The 23,564-nt window shown below is 71.2% G+C and carries 17 protein-coding genes and 1 pseudogene; 4 read left to right on the top strand and 14 right to left on the bottom strand.

Annotation, left to right across the window (positions count from 1 at the left end):
- The first annotated feature begins 21 nt into the window (after nucleotides 1-21).
- Nucleotides 22-1,098, top strand: a complete 1,077-nt coding sequence (locus O7631_RS19435) for a LacI family DNA-binding transcriptional regulator (protein ID WP_278145516.1) — start codon at nucleotides 22-24, stop codon at nucleotides 1,096-1,098.
- A gap of 313 nt (nucleotides 1,099-1,411) precedes the next feature.
- Here the strand turns inward: O7631_RS19435 and O7631_RS19430 are convergent.
- Nucleotides 1,412-2,014 (bottom strand): annotated as a pseudogene (locus O7631_RS19430) (GNAT family N-acetyltransferase); the annotation flags it as partial.
- A 243-nt stretch (nucleotides 2,015-2,257) separates the two neighbouring features.
- Between O7631_RS19430 and O7631_RS19425 the strand changes: the two are divergent.
- Nucleotides 2,258-5,716: an alpha-glucuronidase family glycosyl hydrolase gene (locus O7631_RS19425; protein WP_278145514.1), complete on the top strand. Its 3,459-nt coding sequence runs from the start codon at nucleotides 2,258-2,260 to the stop codon at nucleotides 5,714-5,716.
- Between the two features lie 234 nt (nucleotides 5,717-5,950).
- Here the strand turns inward: O7631_RS19425 and O7631_RS19420 are convergent, their stop codons facing one another.
- Entirely contained in the window at nucleotides 5,951-8,947 is a 2,997-nt protein-coding gene (locus O7631_RS19420; protein ID WP_278145513.1) for a glycoside hydrolase family 95 protein, read from the bottom strand.
- Nucleotides 8,948-9,376: 429 nt separating this feature from the next.
- Here O7631_RS19420 and O7631_RS19415 point away from each other — a divergent pair, with 429 nt between their 5' ends.
- Nucleotides 9,377-9,832: a hypothetical protein gene (locus O7631_RS19415; protein ID WP_278145512.1), complete on the top strand. Its 456-nt coding sequence runs from the start codon at nucleotides 9,377-9,379 to the stop codon at nucleotides 9,830-9,832.
- 140 nt (nucleotides 9,833-9,972) lie between these two features.
- On the top strand, nucleotides 9,973-11,484 hold the full coding sequence (locus O7631_RS19410; RefSeq protein WP_278145511.1) for a PLP-dependent aminotransferase family protein: 1,512 nt from the start codon (nucleotides 9,973-9,975) through the stop codon (nucleotides 11,482-11,484).
- On the opposite strand, the gene O7631_RS19405 is transcribed toward O7631_RS19410, so the two are convergent.
- Genes O7631_RS19405 through O7631_RS19350 form a run of 12 tightly spaced genes read right to left on the bottom strand, consistent with a single transcriptional unit; the run spans nucleotide 11,429 to nucleotide 23,556 of the window.
- Nucleotides 11,429-12,886 carry a UbiD family decarboxylase gene (locus O7631_RS19405; protein ID WP_278145510.1) on the bottom strand — a complete coding sequence of 486 codons (1,458 nt, stop codon included), beginning with the start codon at nucleotides 12,884-12,886 and terminating at the stop codon, nucleotides 11,429-11,431. The two genes, O7631_RS19410 and O7631_RS19405, sit on opposite strands and share 56 nt — an antisense overlap.
- On the bottom strand, nucleotides 12,883-13,251 hold the full coding sequence (locus tag O7631_RS19400) for a chorismate mutase (protein WP_278145509.1): 369 nt from the start codon (nucleotides 13,249-13,251) through the stop codon (nucleotides 12,883-12,885). Before O7631_RS19400 ends, O7631_RS19405 begins: the two co-directional genes overlap by 4 nt.
- Nucleotides 13,248-13,595 (bottom strand): cupin domain-containing protein, encoded by a 348-nt coding sequence (locus tag O7631_RS19395; protein WP_145783082.1) that lies wholly within the window; start codon nucleotides 13,593-13,595, stop codon nucleotides 13,248-13,250. The genes O7631_RS19400 and O7631_RS19395 overlap by 4 nt, the downstream gene beginning before the upstream one ends.
- Entirely contained in the window at nucleotides 13,585-14,283 is a 699-nt protein-coding gene (locus O7631_RS19390; RefSeq protein WP_278145508.1) for a flavodoxin family protein, read from the bottom strand. Before O7631_RS19390 ends, O7631_RS19395 begins: the two co-directional genes overlap by 11 nt.
- A 58-nt stretch (nucleotides 14,284-14,341) precedes the next feature.
- Nucleotides 14,342-15,646 (bottom strand): TrpB-like pyridoxal phosphate-dependent enzyme, encoded by a 1,305-nt coding sequence (locus tag O7631_RS19385; RefSeq protein WP_278145507.1) that lies wholly within the window; start codon nucleotides 15,644-15,646, stop codon nucleotides 14,342-14,344.
- A gap of 21 nt (nucleotides 15,647-15,667) precedes the next feature.
- Nucleotides 15,668-16,891 (bottom strand): MFS transporter, encoded by a 1,224-nt coding sequence (locus O7631_RS19380; RefSeq protein WP_278145506.1) that lies wholly within the window; start codon nucleotides 16,889-16,891, stop codon nucleotides 15,668-15,670.
- On the bottom strand, nucleotides 16,888-18,114 hold the full coding sequence (locus O7631_RS19375; protein ID WP_278145505.1) for an ATP-grasp domain-containing protein: 1,227 nt from the start codon (nucleotides 18,112-18,114) through the stop codon (nucleotides 16,888-16,890). The genes O7631_RS19380 and O7631_RS19375 overlap by 4 nt, the downstream gene beginning before the upstream one ends.
- Nucleotides 18,111-18,890 (bottom strand): phenylalanine--tRNA ligase beta subunit-related protein, encoded by a 780-nt coding sequence (locus tag O7631_RS19370; protein WP_278145504.1) that lies wholly within the window; start codon nucleotides 18,888-18,890, stop codon nucleotides 18,111-18,113. The genes O7631_RS19375 and O7631_RS19370 overlap by 4 nt, the downstream gene beginning before the upstream one ends.
- The gene (locus tag O7631_RS19365) at nucleotides 18,887-20,176 is read right to left on the bottom strand and encodes an MFS transporter (RefSeq protein ID WP_278145503.1); all 1,290 of its coding nucleotides are present in this window, start codon (nucleotides 20,174-20,176) and stop codon (nucleotides 18,887-18,889) included. The genes O7631_RS19370 and O7631_RS19365 overlap by 4 nt, the downstream gene beginning before the upstream one ends.
- Nucleotides 20,176-21,465, bottom strand: a complete 1,290-nt coding sequence (locus O7631_RS19360; RefSeq protein ID WP_278145502.1) for an amidohydrolase family protein — start codon at nucleotides 21,463-21,465, stop codon at nucleotides 20,176-20,178. Before O7631_RS19360 ends, O7631_RS19365 begins: the two co-directional genes overlap by 1 nt.
- Before the next feature lie 32 nt (nucleotides 21,466-21,497).
- A complete protein-coding gene (locus tag O7631_RS19355; protein ID WP_278145501.1) occupies nucleotides 21,498-22,148 on the bottom strand; it encodes a prephenate dehydratase in 651 nt (216 codons plus the stop codon).
- Complete coding sequence (locus O7631_RS19350) at nucleotides 22,132-23,556, bottom strand: phenylacetate--CoA ligase family protein (RefSeq protein ID WP_278145500.1); 1,425 nt, start codon at nucleotides 23,554-23,556, stop codon at nucleotides 22,132-22,134. The genes O7631_RS19355 and O7631_RS19350 overlap by 17 nt, the downstream gene beginning before the upstream one ends.
- Between the last annotated feature and the right edge of the window lie 8 nt (nucleotides 23,557-23,564).

Raw genomic sequence — 23,564 nt, 5'->3', positions numbered from 1 at the left:
GTAGCCGGGGGGAGCACGACGATGCCCGACCACACCAGGCCGCCCGACAAGAGAGCCACGATCTACGACGTCGCGGCCGAAGCCGACGTGTCACCCTCCACGGTGTCGCGTGCCTTCTCCCGGCCGAGTCGCGTCAACTCCGAGACCGCCGAGCGGGTCCGGCAGGTCGCCGAGCGGCTGGGCTACCGGACCAACCCGCTCGCCCGCGCCCTCACCACGTCCCGCACGCGCATGATCGCGCTCGTCATCGCCGACATCACCAACCCGGTCTACGCCGGGATCGTGCGCGGTGCGCAGGAGACGGCGATGCACGACGAATACACCACTGTGCTCATCGACGCCCAGGAGTCCGACCGGCTGGAGCGGGCGGCGATCGAACGCACGATGTCGACTGTCGACGGTATCGTGCTGGCCAGCAGCCGGATGTCGGACTCGGCGATCCGGATGTTCGCCAAGCAGCGGCCGGTGGTGGTCCTCAACCGCGCCGTCGCCGACGTGCCCTGCGTCGTTACGGACAACCCCCGTGGGGTCCGGCGGGCCGCCGAGCACCTCGGGGAACTGGGGCACGACCACATCACCTACGTCGCGGGGCCGCAGGCGTCCTGGCCGAACGGCATCCGCTGGCGGTCGTTGCTCGAAGCCGGCATGGAACTGGAGATCAAGGTACGCCAGATCGGCCCGTTCAGCCCGACCATCGAGGGCGGCGAGCGAGCCGCCGAGGAACTGCGTGCCCGTCCCGCGACCGCCGTCCTCGCCTTCAACGACCAGATGGCGATCGGGCTCATCCGCGGCCTCACCCGGATGGGTGTCGACGTGCCGGGCGACGTCAGCATCGTGGGTTTCGACAACACCCTCGCCGCCGACATCGTCACACCCGGGCTGACCACCGTCGCGGCGCCGTTCTACGCGGAAGGTTCAGCGGCGACCCGGCACCTCCTCACGATGATCGAGGGCGCTCCCGGGCACGCCGGCCGGCCGATGGTCCTGCCGGTACGCCTCGTCGTCCGCCACTCGACGGCCGCCCGTCGGAACGCGGGTCGCGCCCGACCGTGGATACGCCAACGACAGTCGACCAACCCGGCGGCCCAGCTGTCCTGACGGGGATGGTCCGCTCCACCGGGCAGTGACGACGAGACCAGAAGGCTCACCGAGCACCTCCGAATCCGGTTCGGGTGTTCGTGTCGCCTGCGGTCGCCGACGATCAGTGCCAGGGATCGGCCTCCGGATTCTCACCGAGCACCCGCGCGCTCTCCCGGCACAGGTCACCGCCGAAGAGTTGGTTGCCTCCGGAATCGGTGCCCCATCGCTGGTCGGCAGCCGCAGCGATCGCACGCCACGTGTAGTCATCGGCCCGCCACCGCCTGACCTGCCGCGCGATGTCCGTGGTCACCGTCAGTCCCCACACCGTGGGACGGGCCTCCCACATCTCACGGGTCATCTCGTACTCCACCTCACCGGATTCATGCCCTGGTATCGGGGCGTCCCAGGTAGGGAAGTACGTGCGCACATACCGCATGCCGACGGCCTTCATCACGCCCTGGGAACCGATGTTCACCGTCATGGTCTGCGCGATCACCCGGCTCTGCCCGACCGTGTCGAAGGCATGCCGCAGCAGGGCCTGGGATGCCTCGCTGGCCAGACCTCTACGCCAGCAGTGGCGGGCAAGCCGGTAGCCCAACTCCGCGACGGTGGGATCGTCGGGCTGGTCGGGCCCGTGTGCCGGCGGAAGCATCATGAGCCCGACGAAGTCGCCCTCGTCCTCGCGCTCCGGCGCCGCCTTGCCACGCGCGCCGCCATCGGACCCGAACGCCATCCAGTAGCCCAGGCCGTCCACCGTGCCGGACAGCGCCAACCTCTGTGCGTGAGACGCGGCCACCTCGTCCCTGGATCGCGCCCGCCCGGTGATGTAGCGAAGCACCTCCGGGTCGGAGTCGAGCTCGACCTCCAGGTCGAAGTGCCGATCGGCGAGGGGAACCATCAGCAGACGGGCGGTGCGAAGGGTCGGTTGAGTCACCTGGTGACCGTTTCACGAGGGGGGCCGGCGACGCTACTCGATTCGAACGGGGCGGCCCTGGCTCCGCGTTGTGCCGTTCGATAGACCCGATCGCCCCGAGGCTGCGGGCCGCGACAAGAAACGACAACTCGTTGCCGCGGCGCCGCCGCGCCACACAGCATCGACACGTAGCAATCTGTCGACGTCGTCGTGCTCGCACGCCGGGCCGCACGGCATCCCGAGTGGACGAACGAGGAGATGGCGATGATCCGAGGCTCGACGCCCAGGCTACGGCGAACCCTCATCGTGCTGGGAACGGTGCTCGCCACGGTCGCGGCCACCCTGACGGTCGCCACGACACCCGTTGCCGCGGCCCCGCCACCGGACGACTACAGCGGCTCCGACCTGTGGCTGCGGTACGTGCCGGTCAGCGACCAGAAGGTGCTGCGCGACTACCGCCGCACGGTCACCGGGATCGTGGTCGAGAACGCCGACGCCACGAAGGTCCACCGGCACACGCCGGACCTCGCCATGGCCCCCGGGTCCGCTGAGAAGTTGGCCGAGACCACGCTGGGAGCGGCTCGGGACGAGCTGGTACGCGGGCTGGGCGGGCTGCTCGGCCAACCGGCTCCCGTGACGACCGTCGACGGTCACCGCGTACCGGACGGCGCCGTGATCGTCGGCACGCCGACGAGTTCGCCGTTGGTGAGCCGTGCCGTCCCGGCGCGGGACATCGCCGAGGTCGGCGACGAGGGTTATCTCGTCCGCTCGGTGACGAGCGGGAAGGCGCGGTTCACCGTCATCGCCGGCAACACCGACCTCGGCGCGTTGTACGGCACCTACGCCTTCCTGCGACTCCTGCAGACGCAGAAACCCATCGACCGCCTCCGCGTCGCCGAGTCACCGAAGATCAAGCACCGGCTGCTGAACAACTGGGAGACCGAGCGCCTGTACGCCGGCAACAACGCCTCCGGGCTGGGCGGACTGAACGGGGAGACCGGGGCGATCTTCAACTTCGCGGCGACCGGGGCGAGCGCCGGCCGGAACCTGCCCGTCATCCTGGACCGCTACATCGTGGTGGCACGGGCGTTGGCGTCTCTCGGCATCAACGGCATCACCATCAACAACGTCAACGCCGACAACGCGTACCTGACCAGTGCCCGGATCGCGCAGGAGGCGGCGCTGGCCGACGCGCTGCGTCCGTACGGCATCAAGCTGGGCCTCTCGATCCGCTACACCGCGCCGACGGACAGCCGATTCGCGCCGGACACGCTCACCAACAGCCAACTCGACCCCTACGGCGCCGACTTCCGGGGCTGGTGGAACCGCAGGGCCCAACAGATCAAGACCGCCATCCCGGACTTCATGGGCTTCACCGTGAAGGCCAACTCGGAGGGCCAGCCGGGGCCACAGGACTTCGGGTACGACCACGGCGACGGCGCCAACGCCATCGCCGCCGCAGTGGCGCCGCTCGGTATGACAGTCCACTGGCGGACCTTCGTCTACAACGCCGAGGTCGACAACGACCGGCTCAAGCGGGCCTACCTGGAGTTCGGGCCGATCGACGACGAGGTCCAACCGGACGGCACCCGGGGACGCTTCCGCGACAACGTGTTCCTCCAGACCAAGAACGGGCCGCTGGACTTCCAGGCCCGGGAGCCCATCCACCCGATGTTCGGCCGGATGGAGAACACCAACCAGGCCCTGGAACTCCAGATCACGCAGGAGTACACGGGTCAGAACTGGATGCTCAGCTACCTCGGCCCGATGTACGAGGAGATCCTCAAGACCGACACGTACGCCACCGACGCCAACGGCAAGCTGCTGCGCGAGCGGCTGGTCGGCGACGTCGTCGACGGGACCGCCCAGCACCACTCGGACACGGCCATCGTCGGTGTCGCGAACCTCGGCAACGCCGACAACCTGACCGGGCACCACTTCTCCCAGGCGAACCTCTTCGCCTTCGGCCGTCAGGCGTGGGACTGGACACTCGACTCGACGGACATCGCCACCGACTGGGTCCGGATGACCTGGAGCAACGACCGGCGGGTCGTCGACACCATCCGGGCGATGATGATGGGTTCGTGGGAGTCGCTGGTCAGCTACCAGACGCCGCTGGGCATCGGCCACCAGTTCGCCGAGGGCGCCCACTACCGCCCCGACCCCGCCGACTGGGCGGGCCGCGACGACTGGAGCCCGATCTACTACAACAAGGCCGACAGCGTCGGTCTGGGCTTCGACCGCTCCCCCACCGGCAGCAACCTGGCCGCCCAGTACTTCCCCCGGTTGCAGCAGCGCTACGGGAACATCGACTCGGTCCCGGAAAACCTGCTCATGTGGTTCCACCACGTGCCCTGGGGTCACCGGATGGACAGCGGCCGGACGTTCTGGGACGAGCTGGTCTACCGCTACCAGATGGGTGTGCAGTACGTGACCTGGATGCGGGAGACCTGGGAGACGCTCCAGCCCGACATCGACGCCCGCCGGTTCGCGGAGGTACGCGCCAAGCTGGCCGTCCACGAGGCGGACGCCGCCGACTGGCGGGACACCTCGGTGAACTACTGGAAGGAGTTCAGCGGGCGGGACATCCCGGTGGACGACGCGCCGCTGTCCGCGACGATCGTGGTGGGCGGGAAGGAGTTCGGCGGCTTCAACCTGTCGGAGAACGCGTACACCATCGGAGTCCCGGCCGGGGCATCGCCGACCATCACGAAGGTGCGGACCGCCGACCGGAAGGCCCGCTCCGAGATCGTCTCGCAGGCGGCCGGCGTACCCGGTCAGGCGGTCGTCAAGGTCACCACCAGGGGCTTCTTCGGGCCGCTGGTGAAGAACTACGTCTTCAACCTGGTGCCCGACACGACGCTCGCGAGCCTGCGCGTCGACGACGAGCCCTTGGCGTCCTTCGCACCGGCGGTGCGGCACTACAACGTCCTCACGCCGGCCGGCACCACGACCGTGCCGACCGTCGCGGCACGTGCCGCCGACCCCGCCGCCTCGGTCGTGGTCGCGCAGGCGGACAGCGCCACCGGGCAGGCACGGGTCACCGTCACCAACGGCCGCGCGTCGTCGGTCTACGTGGTGGACCTGAACACCACCCTCACCGGCAGCGACGAGTTCGACTCGACGCAGCTCGGCCCGCAGTGGCAGTGGGTCCGGAAGGACGACAGCAGGTGGCGCCTGGCCGACGGGTCGCTGGTCGTCACCGCCCAGCAGGGTGACCTGCAAGGCAGCGTCAACACCGCACGGAACCTGGCGCTCCAGGACGTCGACGGGGACTGGACGGCCGACTCCAGGATCGTCTTCTCCCGGCCACTCGCCGCCAACAACGAGCAGGGCGGCGTCCTCGCGTACGCGGACGACGACAACTACGTCAAGCTCGCCTGGGAGATGGCCAACGCCGGCGCACCGGTCCACAAGGCCCGGGTCGTCCTCCTGCGCGAGCAGAACGGCGTGACGTCGACAGTGGAGATCACCGGGGCGGACGCCCAGCGCATCGTCGGGGCGGACGGGGCCATCTGGCTCCGGCTGACCAAGACCGGGGACCGCTACCGCGCCTACTACTCCACCGACGGGAGCGTCTACCGCTACATCGGCTCCCAGACGTTGAACGCCGAGCCGACGAAGGCCGGAGTGCTGGCCTTCAACCGGGCCGGCACCTCCACCGACCTGAACGTCGCCGTCGACCACTTCCGGATCGAGAGCCGCGGGGAACGCATCAGCTAGGCGAATAGGCCGAGTAAGCCCCACTCCAGGGTGCGCTTCGGCTGGCCCGGCAGGTCGATGTGCTGATGAGCGGTATACCTCAGAGTCATACTTATACCTCTGAGGTATACCGCTCATCACCGAATCCGACCCGAGGAAGGTGACCGACGGTCACCGCCGAACGCCGAACGCGACCGGGCCCGTCCCCAGGTGGGACGGGCCCGGTCGTGCTCCCCCAAGCAGGAATCGTTGCCGTCAGCCGCCGATCGCGATGGCGAAGACGTGCATGGTCGGCACGTTGGCCGCAGGCCGCGCGCTGATGTTGGGCAGGACCACCTGGGCCACCGCCTTGCTCTGCAACGACACACCCACGTAGTAGATGCAGGCGGCCGTGGCCTGACGGCCGTTGTTGGGCCGGTTCTGGTACGCGGACACGACGGCGGCGGTGCCCCCGGAGTGGGGCCCGCCGTACCAGTCGGGCGAGCTCAGCGTGAACGTCTGGCGGGTGCCGTCGGCGTACACGACGGTGCCTGTCCCGGACACCGCGCCGTAGGTGCCGGTCAGCAGGAAGCCGAGCGTGCTGCCGGTGCCGCTGATGCCGATGGTCTGGCCCGAGGCGACGGCGTTGTCGGCGGTGCCGGGGCTGACGTTCGGCCAGCGGAAGTTCACCCCGTTGCGGCTGATCGTGGCGCCCGGGCTGGCTCCGGCCGAGGCCAGTGCCTGCGCGGACAGGCTTGCCCCGTTACCGTCGAAGTTTCCGACGTTGGTGTTGCTGTCGTTGGTGATGCCGGCGTTGGTGAAGCTCTGCTCGAGCGTCGGGGTGGCGACGCCCGTGCTGGTGACCCGGTAGGTACGCCCGGCCTGGACGGCGACCTCGATCAGGTCGGACTCGATCCGGGTCACCCGGGGCGCCGAACCGTCGGCGGTGTCGACAACCGTGACGGTGCCGGTGAGGATGCGGGCGCGCAGGCGGACCGTGCCGGCGCGGTCCGGCCGGACGAGCACCTCGGTGGCCTGACCGTTGCCCCAGGTGATGCCGACAGTGTGCCCGCCGCGACCCCGCAGGCCGGTCACCTTCCCGGCCGGCCACGCCGGCGGCAGCGCGGGCAGGATGTGCAACTCACCGGCGTGGCTCTGCAGCAGCATCTCGGCGATGCCCGCCGTCGCGCCGAAGTTGCCGTCGATCTGGAACGGGGGGTGCAGGTCGAACATGTTCGGCGCGAGCCGGGCGGTGGTGGCGAGGTAGCGGATGAGGTCGTGGGCCCGCTTGCCCTCCTCCATCCGTGCCCAGAAGTTGATTTTCCAGGCCAGCGACCAGCCGGTCCCGTCGTCGCCGCGCAGGGCCAGGGTCCGGCGGGCCGCCTCGAACAGCTGCGGGGTGCCGCGCTTGGTGATCTGGTTGCTGGGGGCCAACCCGTACAGGTGGGAGATGTGTCGGTGGTTGGGCTCGGTCTCCACCCAGTCGTAGAGCCACTCCATGATGTTGCCGCGCGAGCCGACCTTCATCGGAGGGAGCCGGTCGCGGGTGGCCCGGACCTGCGCCCGGAAGGTGCTGTCCACGTTGAGGACCTCGCTCGCACGGGCGACGCCGTCGAAGAGGTCCCGCAGGATCTGGTTGTCCATGGTGGGGCCGGCGCACACGCTGGCGTTCGAGTGGTGGCTGAGCTCCGGCGAGTTCGACGGGTTGGTCACCAGGTAGCCGAGGGTCGGCTCGGTCACCAGGGTGTCCAGGAAGAACTGCGCGGCGCCCTTCATGGCCGGATAGTTCGTCCGCAGGAACTCGATGTCGCCGTTGAACAGGTAGTGGTCCCAGATCAACACCGACAGCCACGCGCCACCGGTCTGCCACATCCCCCAGAACGCGCCGTCCACCACGGCCGTGGCCCGCCACGCGTCGGTGTTGTGGTGGGTGACCCAGCCACCCGCGTTGTACTGCACCTGGGCGGTACGAGCACCGGCGACGGAGAGCTCCCGGACCATGTCGAACACCGGGTTGTGGCACTCGGCCAGGTTCGTCGTGTTGGCCGGCCAGTAGTTCATCGGCAGGTTCGCGTTGATCGTGTACTTCGAGTCCCACGAGGGGGTCAGCGAGTCGTTCCAGATGCCCTGCAGGTTGGCGGGCTGCGTGCCGGGGCGCGAGGACGAGATCAGCAGGTACCGGCCGAACTGGAACAGCAGCGCGGAGAACTGCGGGTCGTTGACGCTGTTGTGCTGGGCGATCCGCACGTCGGTCGTCTGGTTCGCGGCCGAGGTGCGGCCCAGGTCCAGCGTGACCCGGTTGAAGAGCGCCTGGTAGTCGGCCACGTGCCTGCTGCGCAGCGAGTCGAAGCTGGTGGCCCGGGCGGCACTGAGGCGCTGCCGGGCGATGCCCCCGTAGTCGCCGCCGACGTTGCGGTAGTTGACGTAGCTGGAGCCGATGGAGATCAGCAGGACCACGCTCGTGGCGTTGGTGACCCGCAGGGTGCCGCCCGAGCTGGACACGCTGCCGCCGGTGACGGTGGCGTTGGCCAGGGCGAGGAAGCGGACCTGGCCGGTGACGCCCTCCTGGTTGCCGGAGACGCCGTCGAGGCCGATCGTGGCGCCGTCCGGGCTGGACACCGACGTGCGCTGCGGGCTGTCGAAGGTGGCGGTGAAGCTGATCGAGTTGCTCCGGTCGGCGGTGAGCCGCATCGCGATGACCTGGTCCGGCGCGCTGGCGAACACCTCCCGCTGGTGCCGGACGCCGTTGAGCACGTACGACGTGGTGACGGTGGCGGTGGTGAGGTCCAACGTGCGGTCGTACTGCGACGCCCCGCTGGCCGACCCGAAGGCGAGCCGCAGGTTGCCGACGGTCTGGTAGGCCAGTTGGCCGCCGGGGTTGCCCATCATGGTCTGGTTGATCAGGTCCTGGGCCTGGGTCCACTGGTTGGCGTTGACCAGACGCCGGATCTCCCCCAGTGAACCGGCACCCCGGGGGTTGCTCGGGTCGTGCGGGCCGCCGGCCCAGACGGTGTCCTCGTTGAGTTGGAGCCGTTCCGTGTCGACGTTGCCGAAGACCATGGCGCCGAGTCGGCCGTTGCCGATCGGTAGCGCCCGGAGCCAGTCGGTGCCGGCCCCCTCGTCGTACCAGAGGGCGAGGTCCCCGGCGGCCAGCACCTGCGGCGGCGCCACCGCGTCCGCCTGGGCCGCGGCGGTCCAGGGCAGCGGCAGGAGAGCGCCGCCCGCACCGGCCGCGCCGATCTTGATGGCTTGCCGTCGAGTCAGGTCGGACATCGATCCTCCAAACGGTGACCGATCCGGCCACCCGAAGCGGGACAACCATGAGAGCCGTCGTCGGGATCCGCTTGCCGACATCGACCACGGACCGCAGTGACCGGCCGAGATCAGCCCCGGAGACAGCCAGACATCTGATGTGTTTCGCGAAGGTTACTCCGACGCAACCGAATCGGCAATGGTCGATAGATGATGGGAATCCGCCCTCTGACCCGTCCCGCGGAGCGCCGCCGACAGGGAGACGGCATCGACCCGGCACTTTCTGACACGGACGGATCCCCGACCGGACACCGTCGAGCGACCAGGTAGGTGCCCATACATCGGATGTACCGTCCGTCGAACGGATTCCCGACCTCCCGGCCGGCCGCAACCTCGACGGGTCGACGGGCGTCTAGCGGGAAACACTTCCAGGTTGGACCGGAGGATCCGATGACTTCGACACCGCTACGCGCTCTCGTGCCCGTCGCCGTACTGGTGGGCCTCGCGGCCTGCACGACCCCCTCGTCCAAGCCCGAGGCCGGGGCCGGCACCACGTCGCCCGCACCCGACGCGACGTCCGCCTCCCCGGACACGTCGCCGACCCGCACGGCACCCGCGTCACCCGACGCCACCCCTGCCGCCTGTCCGGTCAGCGCGGCCACCCTTCAACGGGTGTCGGGGCTCGGCGACAGCCACCGGATCAACCCGGACCAGATCAACTGCGCACGTCGGTGGGCGACGGCCGGTGTGCGCGCCGTCGACCCGAGCATGCAGGGCGACGGCGTGCTGGTCTTCGAGTACGCCAACGGCACGTGGAAGAAGCTGGGCGAAGGCAGCGCGATCGAATGCAGCCCGTTCGGCATCCCGAACGAGATCGGCGACGAGGTCGGTTGCCGCGACCAGTGAGGGCGGTACGACCTGTGGGACCGGGTGCGAGTCTGCGAGAGCACCAAGACCGGTCCACCCTTCCCGCAGTGTCCGCGAACGACACCCACCTACGCGACTAGACTCGGAACCAGCGTCGATCCGGGGGGGTGCGTGCGCAGGTGGGTTCGTCTGAGCTTCTCGTCGCACTGGACCGCGACAGTTCGATTCCGTTGCAACAACAGCTCTGCGACCAGATCAGCGGGTCCGTGCGCACCGGTCGACTGCGCCCCGGCGATCCGGTGCCGCCGAGCCGTGAGCTGGCCCACCAGCTCCGGGTCTCCCGGACCGTGGTGACCAGGGCGTACGAACTGCTGCGGGCCAACGGGGTGCTCACCTCACGGCGGGGATCCGGCACCCGGGTCAGCGGCGCGCTGACCGACACCCCGCCACCGGCCCAACGCGCCGCCCGCCCGCCACTGTGGCCCGAGCCCCCGCTGCCCACCGACGCCGGTAGCCCGCTGTGGAAGCCCTGGGAACCAGCGCCGATGCACCGGCCGGACGGCGCGTACGACTTCCGGCACGGCACCCCGGCGCTGGCCAGCTTTCCGGTGACCCGGTGGCGGCAGTCGCTCGCCGAGGCGGTCAGTCAGGCCGACGCGGTGGCGCTGGGCTACGGCCCGGCCGAGGGCGCCTCGTCGTTGCGTACCCAGATCAGCGCCCTGCTGCGCCGCAGCCGCGCCCTCGACGCCAACCGCGAACACACGGTGGTGACCAGCGGCGCCACCCAGGCGATGGACATCCTGGTCCGGCTGCTCGTCGGCCCGGACGACGTGGTGGTCATCGAGGACCCGAGCCACACCGTGCTGCGGCAGATCTTCGGCTACTCGCGGGCCGCCGTGGTGCCGGTCGGCGTCGACGAGGAGGGCCTGCGGGTCGACGAGATCGAAAGCCAGGTCCGCGCGCACGGCCACGACCCGTCCCGGGTACGACTGATCTACGTGACCCCGTCGCACCAGTTCCCGACCGGGTTCATCATGTCCGAGCGGCGGCGACGAGCGCTGCTGCGCTGGGCCCGTGAACACTCCGCCACGGTGCTGGAGGACGACTACCACAACGAGTTCACGTTCGCCGAGGAGCGGCTCCCGTCGCTGGCCGCCGACCCGCAGGACGCGGACGTGGTCTACGTCGGCAGCTTCAGCAAGACGCTCTTCCCGTCGCTGCGCATCGGGTACGCGGTGCTGCCACAGCACCTCGTCCGGCCGTTCCTCGGCGTCAAGTGGATCACCGACCGGCTGACCCCGACGCTGACCCAGGAGGCACTGGCCGAGTTCATCTCCTCCGGGGCGTACGCCCGGCACATCGGCCGGATGGACCGCCTCTACCGGCAGCGACGTGCCCGGCTGCTGGAGGCGCTCTACGAACACTTCGGCGCGGGTGTGCGCATCTCCGGCACGGCCGCCGGGCTGCACGTGCTGGTGACCCTGGGCGGCGCGTCCGACGCCGACGAGGCGGCGATCGTGCGCGCCGCCGCCGCGCGCGACGTCCGGATCTACCCGGCCTCGGGCTACTTCGTCACCCGACCACCTGCCGAACCGACCTTCCTGATCGGGTACGCGGCGCTGCCCACCGCACGGATCACCGAGGGTGTGGCGCTGCTGGCCGCCGCGGTGCGGGAATCGACGGCTCGGTGAAACGGGGCCGGACGAACCGGGCCCGCTGGGCGTACGGGACGGTGCAGTCGAAGACCGCCTTCGCCGTGCGCCCGTCGGCCGAGAGCGACGACGAGTAGCCGGTGTGCTGGCTCGGGTCGAGCGGGAAGCCCTCCCGGTCCGGCAACACGCGCAGGTCCTGATCGGCCTGGAAACGGGTGACCATCGCCCACCACAGGTCCTGGTCGGACTCGATGTCGACGTCGTCGTCCACGCACAGCACCAGCTTGGCCATCCGGAACCGCTCCAGCACCGCCTCCGCGGCGGCGCGTACCGCGAGGTCGTCCTCCGGGCCCCGCTTCGCCGGCCACTGCAACACCACCATGAGCTGACCGCCGCCCGCCGTGTGGCAGTGCGCGGCCAGCGCCGGCGTGCCCCTGCGGCGCAGCACGTCCAGCACCGCGGCCTCCATCCCGAAGCCGAGCAGCACCGACTGCTCGTGCCCGGGCCCGGAGACGGCCTGCAGGATCGGGCTCTCCCGGGCGGTGATCGCGGTGACCTGGATCAACGGCAGCGCGGGATGCGCCCGGCCCTGGTAGCCGAGGAACTCCGGGGTGGCGACAGTGCCGTGTCGGCTCTCCGGCGCCCGGTCGGCCAGCAACTCGCCCTCGATGACGTACTCGGCGTGCGCGATGAACTCGGTGTCCACGGTGCGGCACTGCAGCAACTCCACCGGTTGCCCGGCGAGAGCGCCGGCCACCGCCAGCTCGTCGAGGTCGGGTGGCACGAGTGACGTCGGGCAACAGGAGGAGAGCAGCACCGCCGGGCACAGGCCGAGGTGGACGGCCACCGGCAACGGACTCCCCCGCCGCAGCGCGGCCTGGTACGCGAGCTCCAGGTCCCGGCCGGGCACCATCCAGATGGTCAGCGAGTCCGGACCCTGGACGCACATCCGGTGCACGGACAGGTTGCGGACCCCGGTGTCCGGGTCGGTGGCGAGCACCGCGCCGAGGGTCAGATAGGGCCCGGCGTCCTCGTCGGTGAGGACCGGCACCGGCAGCGCGGTCAGGTCCACCGGCAGCGTCTCGCGGGGCCATCGGGACGGGTCGTGTGCGGGCACCGGCGGGCGGGGTGCGGCCACCGCGTCGAGCAGCCGATGCGGCAGCTCGGCCGGTGTGCAGCCGAGCAGCCCGGCCGCGCGCCGACGGGTGCCGTACAGGCCCATCAGCACCGCTCGGGTCGGACCGTGGTCGGGGCGTACCCGGTCGAAGAGCACCGCCGGGCCGGCACCGGTGGGCGGGGCGGCGGGCGCACCCGCCCAGCGGGCGTAGTGCGCGGAGACGCCGTACCGGGCCGGTAGTTCGGTGGCGACGCGGACCAGCTCACCGGGGAGCGGATCGAGGGTGGCCAGGGCGTGCCGCAGGTCGACGGGTGTTCGGCTCACCGCTCCTCCCCCGCCGACGCGGCGGCGCGGCGGGCCGCCAGCATGTCGAGTTGCATCCGGGTCAGCTCGTCGATGAGGGCCCGGTAGGTGCCGACCGCCACCTCCGGCGGCATACCGTTGCCGACGGCCAGGTCGGACACCCGGTCGAGCACCTGCCGCACGCGGTCGGGTGATCGGACGGTCGCCTCGTCCGTCTTGTGCGCGGTCAGCTCCTGCACCACCCGGGTGCGCTCGGCCAGCAGGGCGATGATCCGCTGGTCGAGGTGGTCGATGACGCCGCGCAGCTCGGCGATCCGGGTCGGGCCGGCGGCGGCACCGGCCGGCGGGGAGCCGGCCGGTGCCGCGAACCAGTGCTGGTCGGTCATGGCTGGGGAACCTGGTCGACCACGAAGACGACGGTGGGCTCGGCGTCGCTGCCCTGGGACCGGTGCTCCTCGTCGTCGGGGATCACGAACCCCATGCCGGGGCGGCACGGCACCGACCGGTCCCGGAAGTGGATGGTGAACTCGCCCTGCAGGACGTAGCCGGTGTGACCGCGCAGGCACCAGTGGTGCTCGTCGAAGCCGGGCGGCAACTCCAGCAGGCGCAGCCGCTGCCCCCCGACGTACGAGATCTTGACGCGTCCCTCGGCGCCCGGCTTGTCCCACCTCTCCCACTCGGTGGCCGGGAAGTCGATGCCGACCGGCGCGGCGACCTGCTCAGTGGACATTCTCGATATCTCCTCTGGTCGGGGCGGAATCGTTGCGGCGGGGCCGCGGCACGCGTTCGTTGCGGTCCCGCCGCGGAAGGACCGGATCGCCGTCGACGCGCTGGTGCTGCTTGAGCAGCTGCACCATGTCGAGCATCCGGTGCACCATCCGCTCCAGCGCGTCGACGCCCTCGACGTCGTGCAGGCCCGGAGTGCCGGTGGTGTTGCGCAGCAGGACGGGGAACCCGCTGCCCACCAGGATCATCCGGTTGAGCAGCAGGTTGTTGACGATCTGGTTGTGCACGGACGAGTCGCTGTACCGTCGCCCGGTGACGATGATGCCGCCCACCTTGTCCGCCAACGGACGGGTGAAACGCAGGTAGCCGACGCCCGCGCGCTCGATGAAGACCTGCATGAGGTGGGCCAGACCGAAGCCGTGCACCGGGGCCGCGTAGATCAGCCCGTCGGCACGTGTCATCTGCTCCACCAGGGCGGGGACGTCGTCGTCCACCTGGCAGGGCACTGTGCGGCTGTTGCAGTCGCCGCACGGGCTGCACGGCGAGATCCGGTGCTCACGTAATTGAATGGTGCGCAGGACGCCGCCCCGCTCGGCGATGAGTCGTCCCGCGTACGCGATGGCGTGGTCGGTGTTGCCGCCGACCCGTTCCGATCCGTTGATGGCGAGGATGGTCCCTGCTTCGCTGTGCACTTTCACCCCCGGTGCTCGTCGCGGGGTGGGCGCCGCACCGCGCCCACCCCCTGCGAGGTCAGTCCGTCAGCTTCCCGGCGAAGTAGTCGATGTAGGCCTGCATGTCGAAGTGACCGTGCCCGGACAGGGAGAAGACGATCGCCTTCGACTCGCCCGTCTCCCGGCACTGGATCGCCTCGTCCACCGCCACGCGTACCGCGTGGGTGGACTCGGGCGCCGGCACGATGCCCTCGCTGCGCGCGAACAGCACGCCGGCCTCGAAGCAGGCCGTCTGCGGCACCGCGCGGGCCTCGATCAGGTCGATCTCCCGCAGCGCGCTCACGATCGGCGCCATGCCGTGGTAGCGCAGCCCACCGGCGTGGATCGACGGCGGGTGGAAGTCGTGGCCCAGGGTGTGCATCTTGGCCAGCGGGGTGAGCCCGGCGGTGTCGCCGAAGTCGTAGTCGTAGCTGCCCTTGGTCAGCGACGGGCAGGAGGCCGGCTCGGCCGCGACGAACCGCACCGTCGGACCACCGCCCCACTGCCGGCGCAGGAACGGCAGGGCCAGCCCGGCGAAGTTGGACCCGCCGCCGGCGGCGCCGACCACGACGTCCGGGTAGTCGTCGGCCATCGCCAACTGGAGCAACGCCTCCTGGCCGATGATCGTCTGGTGCATCAGCACCAGGTTGAGCACCGAGCCGAGGGCGTACTTGGCGGCGCCGCCGCTGCTCATCGCCGCCTCCACCGCCTCGGAGATGGCCAGGCCGAGGCTGCCGCTGGAGCCCGGGTCGGCGGCGAGCGCCGCCCGACCCGCACCGGTGCGGTCACTCGGGCTCGCGGTGACCGACGCCCCGAAGGTTTCCATCAGGCCCCGCCGGTACGGCTTCTGGTCGTAGCTGACCCGCACCATGAAGACCTCGCAGTCGAGGCCGAAGTAGGAACAGGCCATCGACAGCGAGCTGCCCCACTGACCGGCGCCGGTCTCCGTGGTGAGCCGTTGCACGCCGTCCTGCTTGCTGTAGTACGCCTGCGGAACGGCGGTGTTCGGCTTGTGGCTGCCGGCCGGGCTGACGCCCTCGTACTTGAAGTAGATCCGGGCCGGGGTGCCGAGGGCCTGCTCCAGCCGACGGGCCCGGACCAGCGGGCTGGGCCGCCACTGCCGGTAGATGTCCAGCACCGGCCCGGGAATGTCGATGTCCCGCTCGGTGGAGAACTCCTGCTCGACCATGCCGGTGGCGAAGAGCGGTTCGAGGTCGGCCGGGGTGATGGGCTCCCGGGTGCCGGGGTGCAGCATCGGGGGGAGCCCCTTGGGCAGGTCGGGGACCACGTTGTACCAGGTCGTCGGGATGTCGCTCTCGGGCAGCACGAACTTCGTCGCGGTCATGGCCTCTTCCAGGGGTGGGTGTCAGGAACTGGCGGTGGCCGGCTCGGCAGGTGACGGCACGGACCGGGCAGCCGGTCGCATCCGCAGCACTGCGAACGCGACCACGCCGACCACCGGGGTCAGCAGGAGCAGGAGGAGGACGGGCTGGTGCCCACCGGTCTGCCAGACGAAGCCGAGGCCCATCGGCACTACCAGGCGGGCGGAGCTGAGCACGAAACCGTTCAGGGCCATGAAACCGCTGACCCGGTGCTCCTCGACGTGGTCGGCGATGTAGGTGGGCACCACCACCGAGGCGATGATCTCCCCCAGCGTCCAGACCACAGTGGACAGCAGCACGGCGGGCAGCGAGAACGCGAACACCAGCACCGCCATGCCGGTGGACCAGAGCAGGCCCGCGACGACCAGCAGGGTCCGCGTCGAGTACGCCTTCATCCGCTTCTCGATGAGCAGACTGGCGCTGACCACGACCACGCTGTTGATCGTGTAGACCGCCCCGACGACCGCCACCGACGAGTGCAGCACCGTGGTGACCGCGAGCGGCAGTGTGTATTCCAGGCCGATCAGCGGTGCGACGTAACAGAACGAGACGATCACCAGCACCGCCACGTCGAGGTCCCGCAGCAGCCCGGCCCGCCGGGTGCTCGCGGTCGGCGAGGTCACCGGCACGCGCCGGGTGTCCGCCGGTACGAACAACCAGATGGTGGCCGCCGCGACCAGCCCGAGCAGGATGTTCCCGGCGAACATCAGCTGGTAGGAGTAGGCCGCCGCGATCCCGCCGAGCAGCGGGCCGACGCCCATGCCGAGGTTGTTGGCGAGGTAGCTCACCGTGTACGCGAACGGCCGCTGCTCGGGGGCGGTCAGGTCGGCGATCAGCGTGTTCGCCGCCGGGGCGAACATCCCCATCCCGACCAGCGCGACGAAGAGCAGCACCGCGTACGTCCAGGTGGGGCCGTCGAGCACTGCGAGACCCAGGTAGCCGACCGCGTTGAGCAGCAGGCTCGTCACCAGCGCGGCGCGTCGGCCGGCTCGACCGCAGACCGGGCCGCTGAGCAGGCTGCCGGCGAGCAGGCCGGTGCTGCCGACCGAGATCAGCACACCCGCCTCGCCGGTGCTGAGGTGCCGGCTCTGCACCAGGTAGACGGCGAGCAGCGGGAAGACGAACATGCCGGCCCGGTTGATGAAGGAGGCGTAGACCAGCATCCGCAACGGGCGCGGCAGCGCCTGGAACCGGCCCAGCCAGCTCACGCGTCACCGACCGGCTCGGTGACCACCTCGAAGGCGTCCCGAATGACCTTGAACCGTGCCCGCACGTCGTCGAAGTCGCGCCCCTCACAGACGTACCAGCCGAGGACGTCGTTGGACGCGGTCGGCGCGGCGAGCACGTCCCCCACGCTCTTCCACACGTCAGCGTCGAGCACCGAGTCGAGCCCTCGCAGCTCGTCCGCCGTGGTGATCGCGGTGATCCGCCCGTACCGGTCGGAGCACAGGTATTCGGTGCCGATCTCCGGGCCGAGGGTCGCCGCCGGGACGTGCCCCGGGTCCAGTTCGAGGCGGCACCACTCGCCGGCCAGGTTGATCCCCCGCCCGGCCTGGATGGCGGGGACGATCGAGCCGCCACCCGCCCGGGCGGCCGCCTCGCCGAAGACCAGCCCGCCGTCGTCGCGGAGGAAGAACTCCACGTGCGCCACGCCGGTCAGCATGCCGAAGCCACGCAGCACGGTGGCGCTGGCGGCCACGATGCGCCGCTCCGCCGGGGTCAGGTCGTGCTTGCGGGAGACCGTGCCGCCGGGCTCGTCGCGGAACTCCAGGATCGAGTACGTGTAGCGGGACAGCTGATCGAAGACCACCTCGCCGTCGCGCAGCAGCGAGTCGACGTGGTACTCGACGCCCCGGACGTACTCCTCCACCCGGTAGTCGTGCCGGTCGTCGGCGACCAGCGGCCACACCCGGGCCAGGTCCTCGGCGGAGTCCACCCGGTGGGTGTCGCCGCAGGCCCAGCCGGCGTACGGCTTGATCACCACCGGCCAGCCCACCTCGGCCGCGAACTCGGCGACCGCGCCGACCGTCTCGGGTCGGCACGAGCGGGCCACCGGCACGCCCAGCTCGACGGCCCGACGGTGCATGACGTTCTTGTCCCGGAACGTCAGCGCCTCCTCCGGGTCGAGACCCGGGATGCCGTGGTCGCGGCGGCAGTGCGCGGCGGTGAGCACGTCGCCCTCGAAGAGCGGGAAGACGCGCTCCACCGGGTGCGCGGCGACGATCGTGGTGACCGTGGCGCGAACGGCTTCCCGGTCGTCGAGGTCGGCGAAGTAGCAGGGCAGTCCGGCGGCCTCGGCGGCCGGCTGCCCGGTCGGCAGCAGCGCGACGGTGGCCACGCCCAGCTCGGCGGCGGCAGTGACGACACTGCGGAACTGGGCCGCGTACCGGCCGGCCGCGGGTCGGTAGATCACCAGGATCGCGCGGTTCACGAACGGCTCCCACTGTCACTGCCGACCGGGCCCGCGGTACGCAGGACGGCGCTGGTCGTCGCGCCGTCGAGCACCGCCTCCTGCCGGGTGCCGTCGGACAACCCGTCGAGGACGGTGGCGAGCCGGCCGAGCGCGTCCACCACGTCCGCCCGGCCGCCGGGGTGGGCCGACTCGACGGTGAGCAGCAGCCGGTGCCGGCCCAGGTCGGTGCGGACCAGGTGGCCCTGTCGCCAGTTCCAGCGCCGCGAGTGGGCCCGCCCGTCGGTGTCGGCGTAGACGACCTCGCCCGGCTCGGGCTGCTCCGGGGCGTCCGGAGCACCGAGCGGCAGGTACGTCTCGGTGCCGTCGGCCGGCCGGACCACGAGGTCGGCGAGGCCGTCGACGGCGCACGAGGCAACCGGGAGGGCGGCGCCGAGCGACACCGCGTTGCAGAGGTCGACCAGGGCGTTGATCCGGGGCAGCCGGTCGCCCTTGGCGACCCGCCGGGCGATGGACTCGGCGGCGCAGGGGAACCGGTTCGGGTTCACCCCCACCGCCCGGTACGCCTCCCGCCACGCGGCGATGCCCGGCAGCTCCGCCACCCCCGCCTTGTCCAGGCCGGCCGCGTGCAGCGCGTCCTCGGCGGCGGTGAGAAGCGCCGACACGGCGGGAGGGGCCGGAGCGACATCGACCGCCGGTACGGCGATCACGCCGAGCACGTAGTCCGGCACCGCGGTCAGCACCCGGTCGTCGATGCGCACGGTGAGGGTGTCCACACCGTCGCTGAGCTGGGTCATCGTGATCCTCGTAGGGTTCGGGTCCGATTGTCGGTCCGACCGTACGCAGCGGGGCGACCACCGCGTGTGGCCAATCCGGGGTGATCCGGTGTGGCCAATCCGGCGGTCGGCGGCGGACCGTCGGCGCGGCCGGCGCGGGTCCGCGCGCCGAGCAGCGTGGTGCCCAGCGCCAGCACGCAGAGCGCCGCCCCGACCGGCCCGAGCAGGTCCAGGCCGTTGTCGCCACCGTGCCGCAGCAGCAGGTTGCCGAGGAAACCGCCGAGCGCGATGCCCACGAACGTGGCCGACGAGTTGAGCGAGAGCAGCAACGGCCCGGAGGTCGGCGCGACGGTGAAGAGCCGGTGCTGCTGAGCCGGCTGGGTGGCCATCGCGGTGACGCCCCAGGCCGCCATGGCCAGCGCCGCCGGTAGCAGCGCCTGCCTGGTCAGCGGCAGTGTGACCAGCACCAGGGCGAGCCCGGCGACCGACACCAGCAGCACCGGCACGCCACCCCACCGGTCGGTGGCCCGCCCGCCGAGCACGGTCCCGGCGACCGCCGGCACGCCGAAGACCAGCAGCAGCACCGCGAGCACTGTGCCGTCGCCGTCGGTGGCCGGGGCGAGCAACGCCCCGACGTACGTCAGCGCGAGGTATCCGCCGGTCATGAACAACGCGGTGGTGAGCACCGCCAGGCCGACGCGACCCTCACGGGCCGGTGCGAGCCGGGCGGCCAGCGACGGGCCGGGAGGCAGCGCCAGCGCCGGCAGGCCGACGGTCACCGCGACCGCGCAGGCCGCGCCGACGGCCGCGAGCAGCCAGAACGTGGCCCGCCACTGGAGGTCGGCGGCGAGCCAGGTGCCGAACGGCACACCGGCGACGGTAGCCGCGGAGAGACCGCCGAGCACCACCGCCATGGCCCGGGCACGCCGCTCCGGTGGGGCCAGGGCGGCCGCCGACGCGGTGGCCGCGGGAACGTAGAGCGCGGCGCTGACCGCCGTGACGACCCGGGCCAGCAGCAGCAACGGCAGGTCGGGGGCGAGCGCGGAGGCGACGTTGCCCACCGTGAACCCGACCAGAGAGACCACCAGCACGGTACGCCGTTCCAGCCGGCCGGTCAGGGTGCCGAGCAGCGGTGCGGCGACCGCGTACGCGAGGGCGAAGACGGCGCTCACCCAGCCGGCCGAGGCGACGCTGACCCGCAGACTTCGGGCCACCTCGGGGAGCACACCGGCGACCACGAACGTGTCGGTGCCGATGGCGAAGGCGCCGACCGCGAGCAGCCCGACGACGGGTACGCCCCGACGCATCACGCCACCCCCGCCGGCTGCCCGGAGCGGTACCGGGCGGCGTCCCCGGCGACCACCCGACCGCCGAGCAGCACCATCTCGATCGCCTCCGGCCGACCGAGGACGGTGATGTCCTCGGCCGGGTCCCCGTCGGTGATCACCAGGTCGGCGAGCCGCCCCGGCTGCACGGTGCCCGCCTCGTCGCCCCGGCCGGCCAGCCGCGCTCCATTGGCCGTGGCCCAGGTCAGCACCACCGGCGCGGGAATGCCGGCAATCGTCACGTACGTCTCCAGCTCCTCGGCGTAGCGGCCGTGCGGGGTCCAGGCGAACCCGAAGTCGTCACCGGCCACGATCGGGATGCCCATCCGCACCATCAGCGGCAGGATGCGCAGGGTGTTCTCGACCTCGGCCTCGAACTCCAGCGTCTCCAGGTACTCCGGGGTCTTGCCGTGCCGGACGCCGTCGGTGAGCAGGCGGTGCGGCTGGTGCAGGCTCGGCACCACGAAGATGCCGCGCTCGGCGATGGCCTCCAGGGCGGCGTCGTCGGCGTACGTGGCGTGGTCGATCACGTCGACACCGGCGGCGATGGCGTTGCGGATGCCGCCCAGACCGCGCGAGTGCGCCCGGATCCGGACGCCCCGCTCGTGCGCGGCCCGGGCCGCGATCACCAACTCCTCGGCGGTGAACAGCAGCTCGTGCGACCGGCCGTTGGGGAAGGTGTCGTCACCCGTGGAGAAGACCTTGATGATCTCCGCGCCCTGGGCGACCTCGGTGTCGACGTACTCGATCAGCTCCTCCGGGGTGTCGGCCAACCGCATCAGGTCGCTCGGGATGCGTTGCTTGACCCCCGGGTTGCGGCGCTCCGGCGGGCCGGACACCATCAGGTCCCTGCTGCACGGCGTGATCCGCGGGCCGGGCAGCTTCCCGGCGTCGATCGCCCGACGCAGTGCCATGTCGATGCCCGACACCGAGCCGGCGCCGACGAAGGCGGTGTAGCCCAGCCGGAGCATCGCGGCGGCGTTGGCGGCGGCGCCGAGGGTGACCTCCGGGATGCTGTACTTGAACAGCATCTCCCGACCGTCGAGCACGTCCAGGTACGCGATGTGGGTGTGGCCGAGCGTCATCCCCGGCATGACCGTCCGACCGTCGAGGTCGAGGACGTCCACGTCCGGGTCGTGCAGCGGGGCCTGCGCCTCGGGCAGCACCGCGACGATGCGCTCGCCGTCGAGCAGCACACTGTGGTGCGGTCGGGAGGCCACCCCCAGTCCTTCCTGGACCGTGGCGCGGTGCAGCAACGTTCGTCGGGACACGACTGTCACTCCGGTTCTCTCGATGTCTGGTCTCAGCGACGGCCGAACAGGGTCCACACGATCTCGGCGCCCGGGCGGCGGGCCACCCACCGCAACGCGTGGCGGTGCACCCCGGGCGCGTTGGTCACCGCGAGGTCGGCGCCGCCGGCGGCGAGGATCTCGGCGGCGTGCTGGGTGGAGTCCGCGTCGACCCACCGCACCTGGCGCTCCCGCAGCGCGGGCGGCGCGAGGTCGTGGTAGATCCGTCGGACCTCCCACAGGGCGGCCACGGTGAGCCGGCCGTCGGCCGGGTCCGGGTCGCGGTCCGGCGGGGCGGCGATGCCGTACTCCGGGGTCGCCTGGGCGAAGTAGGCGTCCAGCCGCAGGTCACGGTGCCAGTGGAAGCGGGTGAGCCCCTGGTAGGCGCTCGGCACGAGGGCCTGGTCCACGCGCCGCTCCACCAGCGCGGCGAGCACCGCGTCGAAGGTGTCGGACAACTCGATGCGCAGCCCGTGCCGCTCGGCGAGGAACGCCGCCGTCAGGTGACTGGACGTCCCGGCCGGGCCGAGGGTGGCCAGCGTGGTGCCGGGCCGGCTCGCCCACCGGTCCATCACACTGCGCCACCGCCGCCCGTACGCGTCGGCGAGCGGGCCGGGCAGCGCCGGCACCGACCCGTGCGTGGCCGCCTCAGGTGGTGTAGCCACGGTTGCCCGCCATCCGCTGCGCCACCCTGGTCTCGTGGTCCACCTCGACCCGCCGGTCGACGATCCGGGCGGCCTTCCAACTGACGAACGCGCCGGTGCTGACGATCGGGTCCAGCCCGTCGGTCAGCTCCACCTCGACGGGTACGCCGAGCGCGGCGGCGGCCCGCTCCCGGACCCCGTCGGCCACCCCGGCGGGGTCGTCGGTGAGGTCCTTGAGCAGCTCCAGCCGGACCGTGAGCCGGTCACCGCCGGCGCCCGGGTCGTGGTCGATCACCACCTGGTACCCGCCCGAGCCGGTGACCCCGGTCAGGACCGCCGTCTCGATCTGCCCGGCGGTGAGACGTCGACCGCCCAGCTCGATGCGGTCCAGGGTGCGGCCCACGATCTGCACCAGGTCGCCGGGCATCTCGCAGGCACAGTCCGACGCCTCGACGATCACCGCGTCGCCGGTGCGGTAGCGGACCAGGGGCTTCACCCCGTCCACGAGCATGGTGACGGTGAGCTCTCCGCTGCCCCGGGAGCCGTACGACGTGCCGGTCTCCGGGTCGACCACCTCGATCAGGTAGTTGGTCTGGGAGAGGTGCATCCGCTTGTTGCGGCAGGCGGTGGCGATGACGAACGCCTCCTGCGAGCCGTACAGGATGTTGTAGACGTCCGCGCCCCAGACGGACTCCAGGTTGCGGGCCAGCGCCGGGGTGCACATCTCACCGGTGACGAAGAGGAGCTTGACGGAGAAGTCGTCGCGCAGCCGGTATCCGTAGTGCTCGGCGGCCTTGGCCAGCATCATCGCTACGCCGGGCGTGCAGCAGACGACCTCCAACTCGAGGTCCTTCATCAGCTGCAACGCCTTCGCGAACCCGATCACCGGTGAGTACGGCCAGATCTTCGCGTTCAGTGAACCGACGTTGCGGGCGATGTCGCCGAGGGTGTCGCCGAAGGAGTGCACCTCGGTCGGGCCCATCAGCCCGATGCGGGGCGGGTGGTCACGGAAGTGGTGGCGGAAGATCGACGCCCAGGACTCGGTCACGTGGGCGTTGCTGGCCACCACCTCCCGGCCGTCGCGGGGGCAGGGCGTCGCGCGACCGGTCGTGCCTGTCGTCTCGTAGAAGAACACCCCGTCGGCCAGCGGCCGGCTGAGGACGTCGAGCATCTCCTGCCGCAGGTGCGTCTTCGTGGTGAAGGGCAGCCGGTCGAGGGTCGCCGGGGTGATCGTCGACAGGTCGACGTCGGCCAGGTGACGGGCGTAGAACGGCGAACCGGTGGACACCTGGTCGAGCACCGTGCGCAGTTGGCGTGCACGCCAGGCGTCCAGCTCGGACGGGTCGAGGGTGCGGTCGTAGAACGCCCGGTGCAGAGCCAGGTAGTCGGCGGCGAAGTCCGCCGCCGGTCCGGTGGTCGGAAGCCACATGGTCGGAT

The sequence above is a fragment of the Micromonospora sp. WMMD967 genome (assembly GCF_029626165.1).
Classification (GTDB): Bacteria; Actinomycetota; Actinomycetes; order Mycobacteriales; family Micromonosporaceae; genus Micromonospora; species Micromonospora taraxaci.
Note: the sequence above shows the minus strand (reverse complement) of the source record. Positions and strands in the feature narration are given on the sequence as shown.

Coding starts and splice junctions, on each gene's coding strand:
- O7631_RS19435 (WP_278145516.1), top strand. CDS start 22: ATGCCCGACCACACCAGGCCGCCCGACAAGAGAGCCACGATCTACGAC.
- O7631_RS19425 (WP_278145514.1), top strand. CDS start 2,258: ATGATCCGAGGCTCGACGCCCAGGCTACGGCGAACCCTCATCGTGCTG.
- O7631_RS19420 (WP_278145513.1), bottom strand. CDS start 8,947: ATGTCCGACCTGACTCGACGGCAAGCCATCAAGATCGGCGCGGCCGGT.
- O7631_RS19415 (WP_278145512.1), top strand. CDS start 9,377: ATGACTTCGACACCGCTACGCGCTCTCGTGCCCGTCGCCGTACTGGTG.
- O7631_RS19400 (WP_278145509.1), bottom strand. CDS start 13,251: ATGACCGACCAGCACTGGTTCGCGGCACCGGCCGGCTCCCCGCCGGCC.
- O7631_RS19395 (WP_145783082.1), bottom strand. CDS start 13,595: ATGTCCACTGAGCAGGTCGCCGCGCCGGTCGGCATCGACTTCCCGGCC.
- O7631_RS19385 (WP_278145507.1), bottom strand. CDS start 15,646: ATGACCGCGACGAAGTTCGTGCTGCCCGAGAGCGACATCCCGACGACC.
- O7631_RS19370 (WP_278145504.1), bottom strand. CDS start 18,890: ATGACCCAGCTCAGCGACGGTGTGGACACCCTCACCGTGCGCATCGAC.
- O7631_RS19365 (WP_278145503.1), bottom strand. CDS start 20,176: ATGCGTCGGGGCGTACCCGTCGTCGGGCTGCTCGCGGTCGGCGCCTTC.
- O7631_RS19350 (WP_278145500.1), bottom strand. CDS start 23,556: ATGTGGCTTCCGACCACCGGACCGGCGGCGGACTTCGCCGCCGACTAC.